This is a genomic window from Pseudomonas cremoricolorata, from assembly GCF_000759535.1.
GTDB classification, from domain to species: Bacteria; Pseudomonadota; Gammaproteobacteria; order Pseudomonadales; family Pseudomonadaceae; genus Aquipseudomonas; species Aquipseudomonas cremoricolorata_A.
Genome location: NZ_CP009455.1, coordinates 2,597,014 through 2,610,546, shown reverse-complemented (window position 1 = coordinate 2,610,546; position 13,533 = coordinate 2,597,014). Strand labels below are relative to the sequence as shown.

The window sequence follows — 13,533 nt, the reverse complement described above, 5'->3', positions numbered from 1 at the left end:
GTGCGAGGCGGCTACAGTAGGAATCTTTCACTTCACGCGAGCCTACTGCATGAATTTACTGCGCCCCACCTTGCTGGCGCTGGCCTGTCTGCTGGCTGCGCCGAGCCAGGCCGACGATCTGCCGTCGTTGGGCGATTCCAGTTCCTCGATCGTCTCGCCCAAGCAGGAGCATGATCTGGGTCGCGCCTGGCTGAGCTTGTTGCGCGGCAACGTCAAGCAGTTGAACGATCCGCAGTTGAAGGATTACGTCGAGACCAGCGTGTACCGGCTGGCCGAAACCAGCCAGTTGCAGGATCGGCGTCTGGAATTCGTACTCATCGACAGCCGCGAACTCAACGCCTTCGCCGCTCCCGGCGGCATCGTGGGGGTCAACGGCGGGCTGTTCCTCAACGCGCAGACCGAAGGCGAGTACGCCTCGGTGCTGGCCCACGAACTGGCGCACTTGTCGCAGCGCCACTTCGCCCGCGGCGTCGAGGCCCAGCAGCGCATGCAATTGCCGATGATGGCCGCGCTGCTGGCCGGTATCGTGCTGGCCGCTGGCGGCGGTGGCGACGCCGGTATCGGCCTGATCGCCGGTTCCCAGGCCGCCGCGATCCAAGAGCAACGGCGCTTTTCGCGGCAGAACGAGCAGGAGGCCGATCGCATCGGCATCCAGAACCTGGAAAAGGCCGGTTACGATCCACGCAACATGCCCACCATGTTCGAGCGCCTGGCGCGGCAGTATCGCTACGACGGCAAGCCGCCGGAGTTTCTACTGACTCACCCGGTCACCGAATCGCGGATCGCCGACACCCGCAACCGCGCCGAACAGGCGCCCAAGGGTGGCGTGGAAGACAGCTTGCGCTATCAACTGATTCGCGCCCGCGTGGCACTGACCTACGAAGGCACTCCGGGCCTCGCCGCCAAGCGCTTCCAGGCCCAGCTCGATGAAGATCCGACCCTGGACGCAGCGCGCTATGGCCTGGCCCTGGCGCAGATCAAGAGCGGCAGACTCAACGAAGCGCGCGCCAACCTCAAGCCGCTGCTGGCCAAGGCACCCAACGACATTACCTACAACCTCGCGCAGATCGACCTGGAGATCACCAACAACCGCCTGGCCGAGGCCCAGCAGTTGGTGGAGCGCTTGCAGGTCCTGTACCCCGGCAGCTACCCGCTGAACCAGGTACGTGCCGACCTGTTGATCAAGCAGGGCAAGCCAGCCGAGGCGCAGAAGGTGCTCGATGCACTGCTGAAGAATCGCCCGCAAGACCCGGACGTCTGGTATGAAGTCGCAGAAGTGCGTGGCCTGTCAGGCGACACCATCGGCCTGCACCGGGCGCGGGCCGAGTACTTCACTCTGGTCGGTGATTTCGATCAGGCCATTCAGCAACTGGACTTCGCCAAGCGCCGCGCCGGCAGCAACTTCCCGCTGGCCGCGCAGATAGACCAGCGTCAGCGCGAGATCATGGAGCAGCAGCGCATGGTCAGGGACATGATGGGGCGCTAGTGAGCCTAGCGGGGGCAGCGCTCAATCGCCCCCTACAAGCGTTGCTCTGCCTGGTCAGGCATTGCCCGAGAGTTTCAACCGCGCTGCCTGGGTGAAGTCCAGCATCCGCTGCAACGGTTTGACCGCTCGCGGAATCAGCGCCGGGTCGACGCTGATCTCGTTGCTGCCGGTGCGCAGGCAATCGAGGGTGCGCTCGAGGGTGTTCATCGCCATCCACGGGCAATGCGCGCAGCTGCGGCACGCGGCGCCGTTACCGGCCGTTGGCGCTTCGATGAAGGTCTTGTCCGGGCACAACTGCTGCATCTTGTAGAAAATGCCGCGGTCGGTGGCGACGATGAAGGTGCTGCTGGGCAGGGTCTGCGCCGCTTTGATCAGCTGGCTGGTAGAGCCAACGGCATCGGCCAGCTCGATGACCGACTCCGGCGATTCGGGATGCACCAGCACCGCCGCGTCCGGGTAAAGCGCCTTCATGTCGGCCAACTGGCGTGACTTGAACTCTTCGTGAACGATGCAGGCACCGTCCCACAGCAGCATGTCGGCGCCGGTCTGCTTCTGGATGTAGCGACCCAGGTGCTGGTCAGGGCCCCAGATGAAGGTCTCGCCGTTGTCCATCAGGCTTTCGACGATCTCCAGCGCGCAGCTGGAAGTCACCACCCAGTCGGCCCGCGCCTTCACCGCCGCCGAGGTGTTGGCATAGACCACCACGGTGCGCTCGGGATGCTGGTCGCAGAAGGCCGAGAACGCCTCTACCGGACAGCCCAGATCGAGCGAGCAGGTCGCTTCCAGGGTCGGCATGAGGATGCGTTTGTGCGGGGTGAGAATCTTCGCCGTTTCGCCCATGAAGCGGACACCGGCCACCACCACCGTGTCGGCTTCGTGCTGCTTGCCGAAACGGGCCATCTCCAACGAGTCGGAAACGCAGCCACCGGTTTCCTCGGCCAGGGCCTGGATCACCGGGTCGCAATAGAAGTGGGCAACCAGCACGGCATTCTGCGCCTTGAGTTCGGCGGCGATGGCTGCGCGGTAGTCAGCCTCCTGCTCGGCCGTCAAGGGCTGGGGCTGCTTGGCATCAAGGTGGGCTTGAACCAGGAGACGTTCGGAAATCTGGGTCATGATCACGGGACCTGCGCGCGCGCGTCAATCGAGAGTAGCACCGCGTCCTGGCAGATCGGCTAAAGGTGCCGGACGGCGTGCCGTCGCGGCCCACCTGCGGGCGCGGATTGTTATCGGACGCCGAAGGCTACAGACAATCGGATCAATTCAAAAGCGATTTTTCCGAGCAGTGGTACGCCCCAGGGCACGCGGGCCTGGGGCATCGAAGCACGCCACGCACGGGCCTGGGCAGGCACCGTGCGCTACTGCCGATCAGCGCTGTGGAACCAGCGCCTGGAGCATCATCAGGAACTCTTCGACGGTCATCTGCTTGCCGTTGAAGTCGACCTGGCCGGCGGCGTAGTCCAGGCTCGAGACCACGTCATCGCCCTGCACCGTGGCCAGCCCGCTCTGCACCGCCATCATGCCGAGCATTTCACCCGCCTGGTTGGACTGCTGGGCGATCGCCTGGGCGTCGGTCTCGCCGCCGAGCAGCGCCTGCAAGGTGGCCAGGTCACCGACCATGGGCTTGGACAGCGACAGCTTGCCACTGAGCTTGGCGATGATCTGCCGGGTCAGTTGGTCAGCCGGCAGGTCGAAGGACGCCGGATTGGCGAAATCGACATCGAGTTTGAAGCGACTGGTGCCACGCGCGGTCTTGAACGACAGGTCTTCGATGGATGCCGTCGGCTTTGCCGCCAGCAGTTTCTGCAGATCACCGTGCACCTGGGCGCGCTCGGCATCGGTCATCTGAATCTGGGGCATTGCCTGGCCGTCGGCGGCTGCCGCCTGGATCTGCGGCATCTTACCCTGGTACCACTCGCTCAGCGCCAGGGTCGACGGAATGTCGAGCGAGCGGAAGGTCATGACCATCTGCCCGCTACCGACGGCACGGTTGGCGTAGGTGATGTCGGACACCTTGTATTCCAGGCGCCCGCCCAGACGGTCCTTGCCTTCGAGGTTGTACAGGTTGTTCTGCTCGATACCCTTGGCGACCAGCACGTCCTGCTTGGGCCCAAGGGTCGCCTGCAGTTGATCGAGGAACAGGTCGAGCTTGCCGACGTAGATCTTCTCGTAGTCGGTCTTGCTCAGGTCGCCACCGACCTTGAAACCTTCGAGCACGAAGGTGGCCGGTGGACGATCACCGACGATCTTCACTTCCAGCCGGTCGAAGTTGCCGTGAATCTTCATGGCGTTGCCATCGCGGTCGCCATCGACGTTCAGGGTCATGCCGGCAAAGTCGAACAGGCCGCCATTGTCCTGGGTGAACTTCAGCGGGGCGACATGCGTTTCGGTGTCGATGCTGCCACCGTAACCCAGCGTGCCGGTAGCGCTGACGGGCATCTTGCCGCCCGCTGCCTCGAACAGCGGCGCGAGCTGATCGGACTTGACCAGCTCGCTGTTGCTGACCGCCATGACCGGCAGCAGCTTGAGCGACTTGACCCGAGTCCAGGGGAACGGCCCGTGCTCGATGTGATCGGTCGCACCCAGTTCAAAGTTGAGCGGCTCACCCTGACCGATCTGCACATCCTTGATGACGATGCGGTAGCGCGCATCACTGGTGAACCAGTGCTGCTCGAGCGACACCAGCTCCATCGTCATGCTGCCACCCGTGCCGGCAACAGCGTTCTTGAACTCGGCGTTGGCACGGGTGACCGCGTGCTCCAGCTCGCCCGGAATCTGCTTGCCGGTGAACCAGGCACCAGCGGTGGTGATGGCGGCGATGGCGACGGCCAGACCGCAGAGAATACCTACTGATTTCTTCATGAATAAAACCGAATGCTGTCCATAGGGGCGACGCGGACGGCCGCGTGGACGGGAAGGATATCACCGTGGGTGGACGGTACAAGCGACCCGCGTCACGCCATCGAGTCAGCCCTGTACCGCCAGCACCATGGACCGTTCGCGCTGCCGCCGGTTCGCTGCCGCTAGTCAGCAGCCTGCGCGCCAGCCATCATATCGCCCCGCGCCCCTTCCACGGATCTTCTAATGAGTGCACCCGCCCCTTGCCTGGCCGAGCCGAGCCGCTGCAAACGCCTCAAGGCGGCCAGCAGCCGCGACCACGACAGCGTTGATGTGCAGGTCATGGCGGCTCGGCCCTTTGCCGATCTGCAACGCTATGCCTGTTTCCTACAGGTACAACACCGTTTTCATGGCAGTTTGCTCGGCCTCTACCACGACGCCGAACTCAATCGGCTGTTGCCCGGGCTCGCCGATCTGTCGCGTTTCGCTGCGGTGCGCAAAGATTTCAACGACCTGGGTCTGGCGTTGCCGGAGACACCGGCAGCCGTGCAGGCAAGTGCGGCCCACGCGCTGGGCTGGCTGTATTGCAGTGAGGGATCGAATCTGGGCGCAGCGTTTCTGTTCAAGCACAGTCAGCACCTGGGGCTGGATGCTTCACACGGTGCTCGGCACCTGGCGGCGCACCCCGAGGGACGGGCGCTGCACTGGCGTGCGTTCGTTGAACAGATCGATGCTTTGCGACTGACCGAGCAGGAGGAGTTACAGGCTCAGCAGGGTGCGATCGCAGCGTTCGACAGTTACCGCGCGCACCTGCACGCGGTGTTCGACGCCCGTCGCTGACGGGGCTGGCGGGCAGCCCCATCGGCAATGACTGGCCGCTTACTTGCCAGTCCACTCCTTGACGCGCTCTGGGTGCTTGGCCACCCAGTCTTTGGCCGCGGCATCAGGCTTGGCGCCATTCTGGATGGCCAGCATCACTTCGCCGATCTCATCCTTGGACTGCCAGGAGAACTTCTTCAGGAACTCGGCCACTTCCGGCGCTTTGGTCGCCAATTGCTTGCTGCCGATGTTGTTGACAGTTTCGGCTTCACCGAAGACTTTCTTCGGATCTTCGAGGAATTTCAGTTGCCACTTGGCGAACATCCAGTGCGGCACCCAGCCGGTCACGGCGATGGATTCTTTCTTGTCGTAGGCCTTGCCCAGTTCGGTGGTCATCGCCGCACCGGAACTGGCGACCAGTTTATAGCCGGTCAGGTCGTAGTCCTTGATGGCCTGTTCGGCCTTGATCATCACCCCGGCACCGGCGTCGATGCCGACGATCTTCTGCTTGAAGCTGCTGTCGGTCTTGAGGTCGGCGATGCTGTTGGCCTTGACGTAGTCCGGCACGATCAGACCGATCTTGGCGTCCTTGAAGTTCGGGCCGTAGTCGACCACCTTGTCCTTGTTCTTGGTCCAGTACTCGCCGTGGGTGACGGGCAGCCACGCCGACAGCGTCGCATCGAGTTTGCCGGTCGCCACGCCCTGCCACATGATGCCCGCGGCGACAGCCTGGAGTTTGACGTCATAGCCCAGCTTTTGCTTGATCACTTCGGCGGCCACGTTGGAGGTCGCGACACTGTCGGACCAACCATCCACGTAGCCAATGCTTACTTCCTTGGCCATTGCTTGCGCAGTGCTCATGGCCAGTACCAGGGCCGTTCCCACACCCAGTAAACGTCGCATTTTCATCAAAGCATCCCCGCGTCAGGTCTTATTGAGGTTCCATCATCAACCTGCGACGAGCATAGACCTGCTCCAACTGCGACCTGCACCACCGCCATATGCGACAGCACTTCGCCATTAGCGCCATTTACTCACACGGGTCTGCGCGATCCTTGCATGCCAAAGGATTGACGACGGGCTACTATCACCCGGCGTGCAGTTTCGACCCTGCACGCCACCTGAACCCCGTGCGTCTCGCCTCATCGCCTGACCGCCCCCCTGCCCTGCGCACCTGACGACGGAACGCCCGATGCCCCGCTCCACCCGCCTGCTCCTGCCACTGTACGCATTCGCCATTATCGTCGCCCTGCTCGGGCTGTGGGGCTTGTGGTACGCACTGGGTCAGCCTGTGCGCCTGGCCGACGCCGCCAGCCCCACTCACAAGCTGCAATGCGCCTCGTACACGCCCTTCGACAAGGACCAGTCGCCGTTCGACCAGCCTTTCCAACTGCGCCCGGCACGCATGGATGCCGACCTGGCCCTGCTGGCCGAGCGATTTCAGTGCATCCGTACCTATTCGATGACCGGTCTTGAAGCCATTCCAGCACTGGCGCGCAAACATGGCCTGAAAGTCATGCTCGGCGCCTGGGTCAACGCCAATCCCCAGGACACCGCACGGGAAATCGACCTGCTGATCGCCTCGGCCAACGCCAACAGCGATGTGGTCAGCGCGGTGATCGTGGGCAACGAGGCGCTGCTGCGCAAGGAAATCACCGGCCGCGCGCTGGCTGCGGCGATCACTCGGGTCAAGGCGGCGGTGACGGTGCCGGTGACCTACGCCGATGTCTGGGAGTTCTGGCTGCAGCATCCGGAAGTCGCACCGGCCGTGGACTTTCTGACCATTCACCTGTTGCCTTACTGGGAAGATCAGCCGCGCGACATCGACGCCGCGCTGGCGCATGTGGCCAAGGTACATCAACGCTTCGTCAAACGCTTCGCGCCCAAGCCGATCCTGATCGGCGAGACTGGCTGGCCCAGTGAAGGTCGCCAGCGCGAGACTGCCGTGCCAAGCCGAGTCAACGAAGCGCGGTTCATCCGCGGCTTCGTCACCCAGGCCGAGGCACACGGCTGGAACTACAACCTCATAGAAGCCTTCGACCAACCGTGGAAGCGCGCCAGCGAGGGCGCGGTGGGCGGTTACTGGGGCCTGTACGATGCCGACCGCCAGGACAAGGGTGTGCTCGAAGGGCCGGTCAGCAACCTGCCGCTGTGGACGCACTGGGCGCTGTCGAGCAGCGCGCTGATGCTGCTGACCCTGCTGCTGGGCGGACGCCCCCGCACGGTGCTGGCCGCCCTGGGCCTGCCACTGCTGGTGGCGTTCGGGGCCGGCTGCCTGGGGCTGTGGGGTGAACTGCTGCGCACCGATGCGCGCTTCGCCGGCGAGTGGCTGTGGGGACTGGCATTGGCGCTGCTGAACCTGGCGTGCCTGAGCTACACCGCCCTGGCGTTAAGCCAGCGTGCGGCATGGCGGCAACGGCTGTGGCTGCTGATCCAGCACCAGGGTCGCTGGCTGGTGCTGGCGGCCGGCTTCGCAGCGGCGGTGAGCATGCTCGGGCTGGTTTTCGATGCCCGCTACCGCAGTTTCCCCAGTGCCGCACTGGCCCTGCCGGCGCTGGTGTTGTGGCTACGTCCGCTGCCTGCGCCGCGCGGCGAAGTGGCGTTGCTGGCGTGGATAGTGGGTCTGGGGATCGTGCCGCAGTTGTATCAGGAAGGCTTGCAAAGCCAGCAGGCGTTGATCTGGGCTCTGGTCAGCGGGTTGATGACCCTGGCTCTGGTGCGTTGCCTGCACCTCACGGGCAGACAGCGCGGCAAAACCGTTTAACCCTGGGCGCGAACCACGCGCAATCCGCCGAGCACCACCGCGAACACCGCCAGACTCGCGGTGTACAGCACCAGCGCAGGAATGCCCAGCAGCAAGGCCAGCCCACCCAGCGCGCGTCCACTGCGGCCTTTGACCATCTGAGCCAGCACCGCGCTGCCCAGGGCCAGCCAGGCCAACGTCTGAAAATGAATGGTCAAGCCCAGCCATGACCGCGCCTGACACTGCCACTGGGCATCGACAGTGCTGCACAGGCCGACCCAGCGGGCGTCCTCCATCAGTCCATAACGCACGCCGTAACTGGCTGCCAACAGCAGGCCCAAGGCGAGTATGACGCTCAGTACAGCAGTGGTCCGGGTCATCCGTGCCCTCCGGGCAGCGCAGGGTTCGACATCGATAGTGGCCATTTACAACATCACTACAGACACAGCGCCACCGGGCGACTATGTTGCATGAAAACCCGCTTGCCGCGCCATTGATCCGTACGGCAATCTTTTGGGCGATAAACAGCTGCGCGGGCTGGCAACTTTGCCTCAGGCGCAGTGGTCGTAGACGTGTACGGAATGGAGTTGCATGCAGCCAGAGGGGTAGGCGCGAAGTTCGGGCAGCGCACAGCGCTGGACCATCTCACAGGTGGCCCTTGTCAGCTTCGCCCACCTTGCCGGCGCCCACCTACAGCTCCTGCACACACTAACAACGCAACGCCTTGCTGCTCTTCCCTGGGGACACCTGATGCTTCGATCATTGCGCCTTGCCGCCGTGCTGTGCGGTTCGCTTCTGGCTGCGGCCGCCTCGGCGCGGGATATCGACGCGGCCAGCTACGGCTTTCCGCTGACCAACCCGTTCGAGGCGACCATCGCCACCACACCTCCTGAACAACGTCCGACGCTGCCCAGCGACGATGACATCAATCAAAAAGACTACAGCCTGACGATGCGCCCCGAGCGTGCCTTCACCCTGCCGGACAACTTCTGGCCGGTGAAGAAGCTCACCTACCGCTTGGCCCGTCAGGACCACGCCGCGCCGTTGATCTTCATCATCGCCGGCACCGGCGCGCCGTATTCCTCGAGCATCAACGAATACCTGAAAAAGCTCTATTACCAGGCCGGCTACCATGTGGTGCAGCTGTCTTCGCCCACCAGCTGGGACTTCATGAGCGCCGCCTCGCGCTTCGCCACACCGGGCGTCAGCCAGGAAGACGCCGAAGACCTGTACCGCGTCATGCAGGCCGTGCGCGCCCAGCACGCGCGCCTGCCGGTCAGCGATTTCTACCTCACCGGCTATAGCCTGGGCGCGCTGGACGCAGCGTTCGTCAGCAAACTCGACGAGACCCGGCGTAGCTTCAACTTCAAGAAAGTGCTGCTGCTCAACCCACCGGTGAACCTCTACACCTCGGTGAACAACCTCGACAAACTGGTGCAGACCCGCGTCAAGGGCATCGACCGCAGCACCACCTTCTATGAGCTGATGCTGGAAAAGCTCACCCGCTACTTCCAGGACAAAGGCTACGTCGACCTCAACGAAGCCTTGATCTACGACTTCCAGAAGTCGCGTCAGCACCTGACCAACGAGCAGATGGCGATGCTCATCGGCACCTCGTTCCGCTTCTCGGCCGCCGATATTGCCTTTACGTCCGACTTGATCAACCGCCGCGGCCTGATCATTCCACCCAAGTACCCGATCACCGAAGGCAGCAGCCTCACGCCGTTCTTCAAGCGTGCATTGCAGTGTGATTTCGAGTGCTACCTGAACGAGCAGGTGCTGCCCATGTGGCGTGCGCGAACCGATGGCAACAGCCTGCTGCAACTGGTCGATCAGGTCAGCCTGTACGCGCTGAAAGATTATCTGCACACCTCGCCGAAGATTGCCGTGATGCACAACGCCGATGACGTCATCCTCGGCCCAGGCGACCTGGGCTTCCTGCGCCAGGTGTTTGGTGAGCGCCTGACCCTCTACCCACACGGCGGCCATTGCGGCAACCTCAACTACCGTGTCAATGCCAACGACATGCTGGAGTTCTTCCGTGGCTAATCGACTGCTGATCATCACTGCCCTGCTGCTGGCCGGCACCGTCCAGGCAGCGGAAGTCGCACCCCGTACCAGCGTGGTCGAAGCCGACGTATTCGACGCGCCCGAGCCGCAGCCTGTCGCCGGCCCGGATGGCTTTCTCAACCCATTGCGCGAGCTGAAGTTCAACCCAGGTCTGGACCAGCGCGAGTTCGAGCGCTCGACCCTGACGGCGCTCAACGTCTACGACCCCTGGGAGTCGATCAACCGGCGCATTTACCATTTCAACTACCGCCTCGACCAATGGGTGCTGCTGCCTGCGGTCGATGGCTACCGCTACGTCACCCCGCGCTTCATTCGCAGCGGCGTGACGCACTTCTTCGAAAACCTCGGGGATGTGTCGAACCTGTTCAACAGCGTGCTGCAACTCAAGGGCGAACGCGCCGGGCAGATCACCGCACGCCTGCTGTTCAACACCATCATCGGGGTCGGCGGCCTGTGGGACCCGGCGAGCAAGATGGGCCTGGCCCGGCAGAGCGAAGACTTCGGCCAGACCCTTGGCTTCTATGGCGTGCCGGAAGGTCCGTACATCATGTTGCCGCTGTTCGGTCCGTCGAACCTGCGCGATACCACCGGACGCGTGGTGGACTACGTTGGCGAGCAGTCGGTCAACTACCTCAACGTTGCCGACGCCAGCAGCCGTCACCCGGAGATCTTCGCCTTGCGCGCGCTGGACAAGCGTTACACCACCAACTTCCGCTACGGCCAGCTGAACTCGCCGTTCGAGTACGAGAAGGTGCGTTACGTGTATACCCAGTCGCGCAAGCTGCAGATCGCCGAGTAATCGCCTGGCCTGCCGCGACGCGAACCCTCCAGGTTCGTGTCGCGCGCCTGGTGCATCAACGCCGGCGCTTGTCGTACAACGGCGCGGCACCTTCGGGACGTGACTTGAAGCGCCGATGCGCCCACAGGTACTGCTCCGGACACTCGCTCGACACCCCTTCCACCCACTGGTTGATGCGCAGGCAGTCGGCCTCTTCGCTTTCACCCGGGAACCCCTCGAGCGGCGGATGCACCACCAGTCGATAACCGCTGCCATCGGCCAGGCGACGCTGGGTGAAGGGAATGACCCGGGCCTTGCCCAGGCGGGCGAACTTGGTGGTGGCCGTGACGGTGGCGGCAGGAATGCCGAACAGCGGCACGAACAGGCTTTGCTTGGCGCCGTAGTCCTGGTCGGGCGCGTACCAGATCGCACGACCTGCGCGCAGCAATTTGAGCATGCCACGCACATCTTCGCGCTCCACCGCCAGGGCATCGAGGTTGTGCCGTTCACGGCCGCGACGCTGGATGAAGTCGAACACGGCATTGTTGTGCTCGCGGTACATGCCGTCGATGGTGTGCGCCTGACCGAGCAACGCTGCACCAATCTCCAGGGTGGTGAAGTGCACCGCCATGAGAATCGCGCCCTGGCCGTCGCGCTGGGCGGCCTGCAGGTGTTCCAGACCCTCGATGTGCGCCAGGCGTGCCAGGCGCGCCCTTGGCCACCACCAGCTCATGGCCATTTCGAAGAACGCGATGCCTGTCGAGGCAAAATTTTCCTTGAGCAGACGCTGCCGTTCGTCGATGGACAACTGCGCGAAGCACAGCTCCAAGTTGCGCTCGGCCACGCGCCGGCGCTCACCGGCGAGGCGATACATGATGGCGCCCAGTACGCGCCCCAGGCTCAGCAATACGCGGTAGGGCAACTGCACGACCAGCCATAGCACGCCCAACCCCAGCCACAGGGCCCAGAAACGCGGATGAAGAAAGGCTTTACGAAAACGCGGGCGTTCCATTGAAACTCCGGCAAGACAAAGGCCGGGCATTCTACAACCTTTGGCCGCCGGTTGCGGGCCCTTGCAGTTTCTCGCTATAAGTCAGGGCACTTTTTCCGCAACAAGCCGTCTATGCAGACCATGAGCCCGAACCAGCCCCCCGACACCTCCAGCGTATTCCAGCTAAAAGGCAGCATGCTTGCCATTACCGTGCTGGAACTGGCGCGCAATGACCTGGATGCACTTGACCGGCAATTGGCGGCAAAGGTAGCCCTGGCGCCAAACTTCTTCAGTAATACACCACTGGTATTGGCCCTGGACAAGTTACCGGCCAATGCTGGCGTGCTGGATTTACCAGCCCTGATGCGCATTTGCCGCCATCACGGCCTGCGCACGCTGGCCCTGCGCGCCAGCCGCATCGAAGACATCGCCGCCGCCATCGCCATCGACCTGCCGGTACTGCCGCCTTCGGGCGCCCGCGAGCGGCCCATCGAGCCTGAGCCGGAAGTGAAAAAGCCAGAGCCGGCACCGTTGCCGCCCGCTGAACCTGAAATCCGCCCAACCCGGATCATCACCGCCCCGGTGCGCGGCGGCCAGCAGATCTACGCCCAGGGCGGCGACCTGGTGGTGACCACCTCGGTCAGCCCGGGCGCCGAACTGCTCGCCGACGGCAACATTCATGTGTACGGCGCCATGCGCGGCCGTGCCCTGGCCGGCATCAAGGGCAATACCCGTGCGCGTATCTTCTGCCAGCAAATGACCGCCGAAATGGTTTCCATCGCCGGGCAATACAAAGTCAGCGAAGACTTGCGCCGCGATCCATTGTGGGGGGCCGGGGTGCAAGTCAGCTTGTCCGGAGATGTGTTGAACATCACTCGACTTTGATTGATACTTGCCGGCATTTTCAACGAACACTCTATATAGCAACTTATTCATCGTTGCCATTTTCTGTATTTGCTGGGACACCTGTCCCGTTTATTTAGGGGTGAGAGACCTTGTCCAAAATTATCGTGGTGACTTCGGGCAAAGGGGGTGTGGGCAAGACCACCACCAGCGCCGCCATCGGTACCGGCCTCGCGATGCGTGGATACAGGACCGTCATCGTCGACTTCGACGTCGGCCTGCGTAACCTCGACCTGATCATGGGCTGCGAGCGCCGCGTGGTGTACGACTTCGTCAACGTGGTCAACAATGAAGCCAACCTGCAACAGGCACTGATCAAGGACAAACGCCTTGAGAACCTGTTCATCCTCGCCGCGAGTCAGACCCGCGACAAGGATGCCCTGACCCAGGAAGGCGTCGAGCGCGTGCTCAACGAGTTGAAGGAAACCTTCGACTACGTGATCTGCGACTCCCCTGCCGGCATCGAAAAGGGCGCCCACCTGGCGATGTACTTCGCTGACGAAGCCATCGTGGTGACCAACCCTGAAGTCTCTTCGGTACGCGACTCCGACCGCATGCTGGGCCTGCTTTCAAGCAAGTCGCGGCGCTCGGAAAACGGCGAAGACCCGATCAAGGAACACCTGCTGATCACCCGCTACCATCCCGAGCGCGTGGAAAAGGGCGAAATGCTCAGTGTGGCCGACGTCGAGGAAATCCTCTCGATCAAGCTCAAGGGCGTGATTCCCGAATCCCAGGCCGTGCTCAAGGCTTCCAACAGCGGCAATCCGGTCATCCTCGACGACCAGAGCGATGCCGGCCAGGCCTACAGCGATACCGTCGACCGTCTGCTGGGCAAAGAAAAGCCTCTGCGGTTCATCGAAGCGCAGAAGCAAGGATTCTTCGCGCGTCTGTTCGGAGGCAAATAAACC

12 protein-coding genes are annotated in these 13,533 nt (G+C 63.1%); 7 read left to right on the top strand and 5 right to left on the bottom strand.

The window, feature by feature from the left end; genetic code table 11:
* Window positions 1-49: 49 nt before the first annotated feature.
* The gene (locus LK03_RS11460) at window positions 50-1,486 is read left to right on the top strand and encodes a M48 family metalloprotease (protein WP_038412462.1); all 1,437 of its coding nucleotides are present in this window, start codon (window positions 50-52) and stop codon (window positions 1,484-1,486) included.
* Window positions 1,487-1,540: 54 nt separating this feature from the next.
* On the opposite strand, the gene nadA is transcribed toward LK03_RS11460, so the two are convergent.
* Together nadA and LK03_RS11450 are read right to left on the bottom strand one after the other, a co-directional pair.
* Window positions 1,541-2,599 (bottom strand): quinolinate synthase NadA, encoded by a 1,059-nt coding sequence (nadA, locus tag LK03_RS11455; protein WP_038412461.1) that lies wholly within the window; start codon window positions 2,597-2,599, stop codon window positions 1,541-1,543.
* Window positions 2,600-2,851: 252 nt separating this feature from the next.
* Entirely contained in the window at window positions 2,852-4,345 is a 1,494-nt protein-coding gene (locus LK03_RS11450; RefSeq protein WP_038412459.1) for a YdgA family protein, read from the bottom strand.
* 222 nt (window positions 4,346-4,567) lie between these two features.
* On the opposite strand from LK03_RS11450, the gene LK03_RS11445 reads away from it, so the two are divergent.
* Window positions 4,568-5,161 carry a biliverdin-producing heme oxygenase gene (locus tag LK03_RS11445; protein ID WP_038412458.1) on the top strand — a complete coding sequence of 198 codons (594 nt, stop codon included), beginning with the start codon at window positions 4,568-4,570 and terminating at the stop codon, window positions 5,159-5,161.
* A 39-nt stretch (window positions 5,162-5,200) separates the two neighbouring features.
* Here LK03_RS11445 and LK03_RS11440 read toward each other — a convergent pair whose 3' ends face one another.
* Entirely contained in the window at window positions 5,201-6,049 is an 849-nt protein-coding gene (locus LK03_RS11440; RefSeq protein WP_038412456.1) for a glycine betaine ABC transporter substrate-binding protein, read from the bottom strand.
* 283 nt (window positions 6,050-6,332) lie between these two features.
* On the opposite strand from LK03_RS11440, the gene LK03_RS11435 reads away from it, so the two are divergent.
* Window positions 6,333-7,904, top strand: coding sequence for a glycosyl hydrolase family 17 protein (locus LK03_RS11435; protein ID WP_038412455.1), 1,572 nt, complete (start codon window positions 6,333-6,335; stop codon window positions 7,902-7,904).
* Here LK03_RS11435 and LK03_RS11430 read toward each other — a convergent pair.
* Entirely contained in the window at window positions 7,901-8,263 is a 363-nt protein-coding gene (locus LK03_RS11430; RefSeq protein ID WP_038412452.1) for a hypothetical protein, read from the bottom strand. The two genes, LK03_RS11435 and LK03_RS11430, sit on opposite strands and share 4 nt — an antisense overlap.
* 370 nt (window positions 8,264-8,633) lie before the next feature.
* Between LK03_RS11430 and LK03_RS11425 the strand changes: the two genes are divergently transcribed.
* Entirely contained in the window at window positions 8,634-9,932 is a 1,299-nt protein-coding gene (locus LK03_RS11425; RefSeq protein ID WP_038412450.1) for a serine/threonine protein kinase, read from the top strand.
* Window positions 9,925-10,752 (top strand): MlaA family lipoprotein, encoded by an 828-nt coding sequence (locus LK03_RS11420; RefSeq protein WP_038412449.1) that lies wholly within the window; start codon window positions 9,925-9,927, stop codon window positions 10,750-10,752. Before LK03_RS11425 ends, LK03_RS11420 begins: the two co-directional genes overlap by 8 nt.
* Window positions 10,753-10,807: 55 nt before the next feature.
* Here the strand turns inward: LK03_RS11420 and LK03_RS11415 are convergent, their stop codons facing one another.
* Window positions 10,808-11,743: a lipid A biosynthesis lauroyl acyltransferase gene (locus tag LK03_RS11415; protein WP_038412448.1), complete on the bottom strand. Its 936-nt coding sequence runs from the start codon at window positions 11,741-11,743 to the stop codon at window positions 10,808-10,810.
* A 111-nt stretch (window positions 11,744-11,854) separates the two neighbouring features.
* Here LK03_RS11415 and minC point away from each other — a divergent pair, with 111 nt between their 5' ends.
* The gene (minC, locus tag LK03_RS11410; protein ID WP_038412446.1) at window positions 11,855-12,607 is read left to right on the top strand and encodes a septum site-determining protein MinC; all 753 of its coding nucleotides are present in this window, start codon (window positions 11,855-11,857) and stop codon (window positions 12,605-12,607) included.
* Window positions 12,608-12,717: 110 nt separating this feature from the next.
* The gene (minD, locus tag LK03_RS11405) at window positions 12,718-13,530 is read left to right on the top strand and encodes a septum site-determining protein MinD (protein WP_038412445.1); all 813 of its coding nucleotides are present in this window, start codon (window positions 12,718-12,720) and stop codon (window positions 13,528-13,530) included.
* Window positions 13,531-13,533 lie beyond the last annotated feature (3 nt).

Excerpts from the sequence above, each read along its gene's own strand:
- LK03_RS11460 (WP_038412462.1), top strand. The coding sequence starts at position 50 with ATGAATTTACTGCGCCCCACCTTGCTGGCGCTGGCCTGTCTGCTGGCT.
- nadA (WP_038412461.1), bottom strand. The coding sequence starts at position 2,599 with ATGACCCAGATTTCCGAACGTCTCCTGGTTCAAGCCCACCTTGATGCC.
- LK03_RS11450 (WP_038412459.1), bottom strand. The coding sequence starts at position 4,345 with ATGAAGAAATCAGTAGGTATTCTCTGCGGTCTGGCCGTCGCCATCGCC.
- LK03_RS11445 (WP_038412458.1), top strand. The coding sequence starts at position 4,568 with ATGAGTGCACCCGCCCCTTGCCTGGCCGAGCCGAGCCGCTGCAAACGC.
- LK03_RS11440 (WP_038412456.1), bottom strand. The coding sequence starts at position 6,049 with ATGAAAATGCGACGTTTACTGGGTGTGGGAACGGCCCTGGTACTGGCC.
- LK03_RS11435 (WP_038412455.1), top strand. The coding sequence starts at position 6,333 with ATGCCCCGCTCCACCCGCCTGCTCCTGCCACTGTACGCATTCGCCATT.
- LK03_RS11430 (WP_038412452.1), bottom strand. The coding sequence starts at position 8,263 with ATGACCCGGACCACTGCTGTACTGAGCGTCATACTCGCCTTGGGCCTG.
- LK03_RS11425 (WP_038412450.1), top strand. The coding sequence starts at position 8,634 with ATGCTTCGATCATTGCGCCTTGCCGCCGTGCTGTGCGGTTCGCTTCTG.
- LK03_RS11415 (WP_038412448.1), bottom strand. The coding sequence starts at position 11,743 with ATGGAACGCCCGCGTTTTCGTAAAGCCTTTCTTCATCCGCGTTTCTGG.
- minC (WP_038412446.1), top strand. The coding sequence starts at position 11,855 with ATGCAGACCATGAGCCCGAACCAGCCCCCCGACACCTCCAGCGTATTC.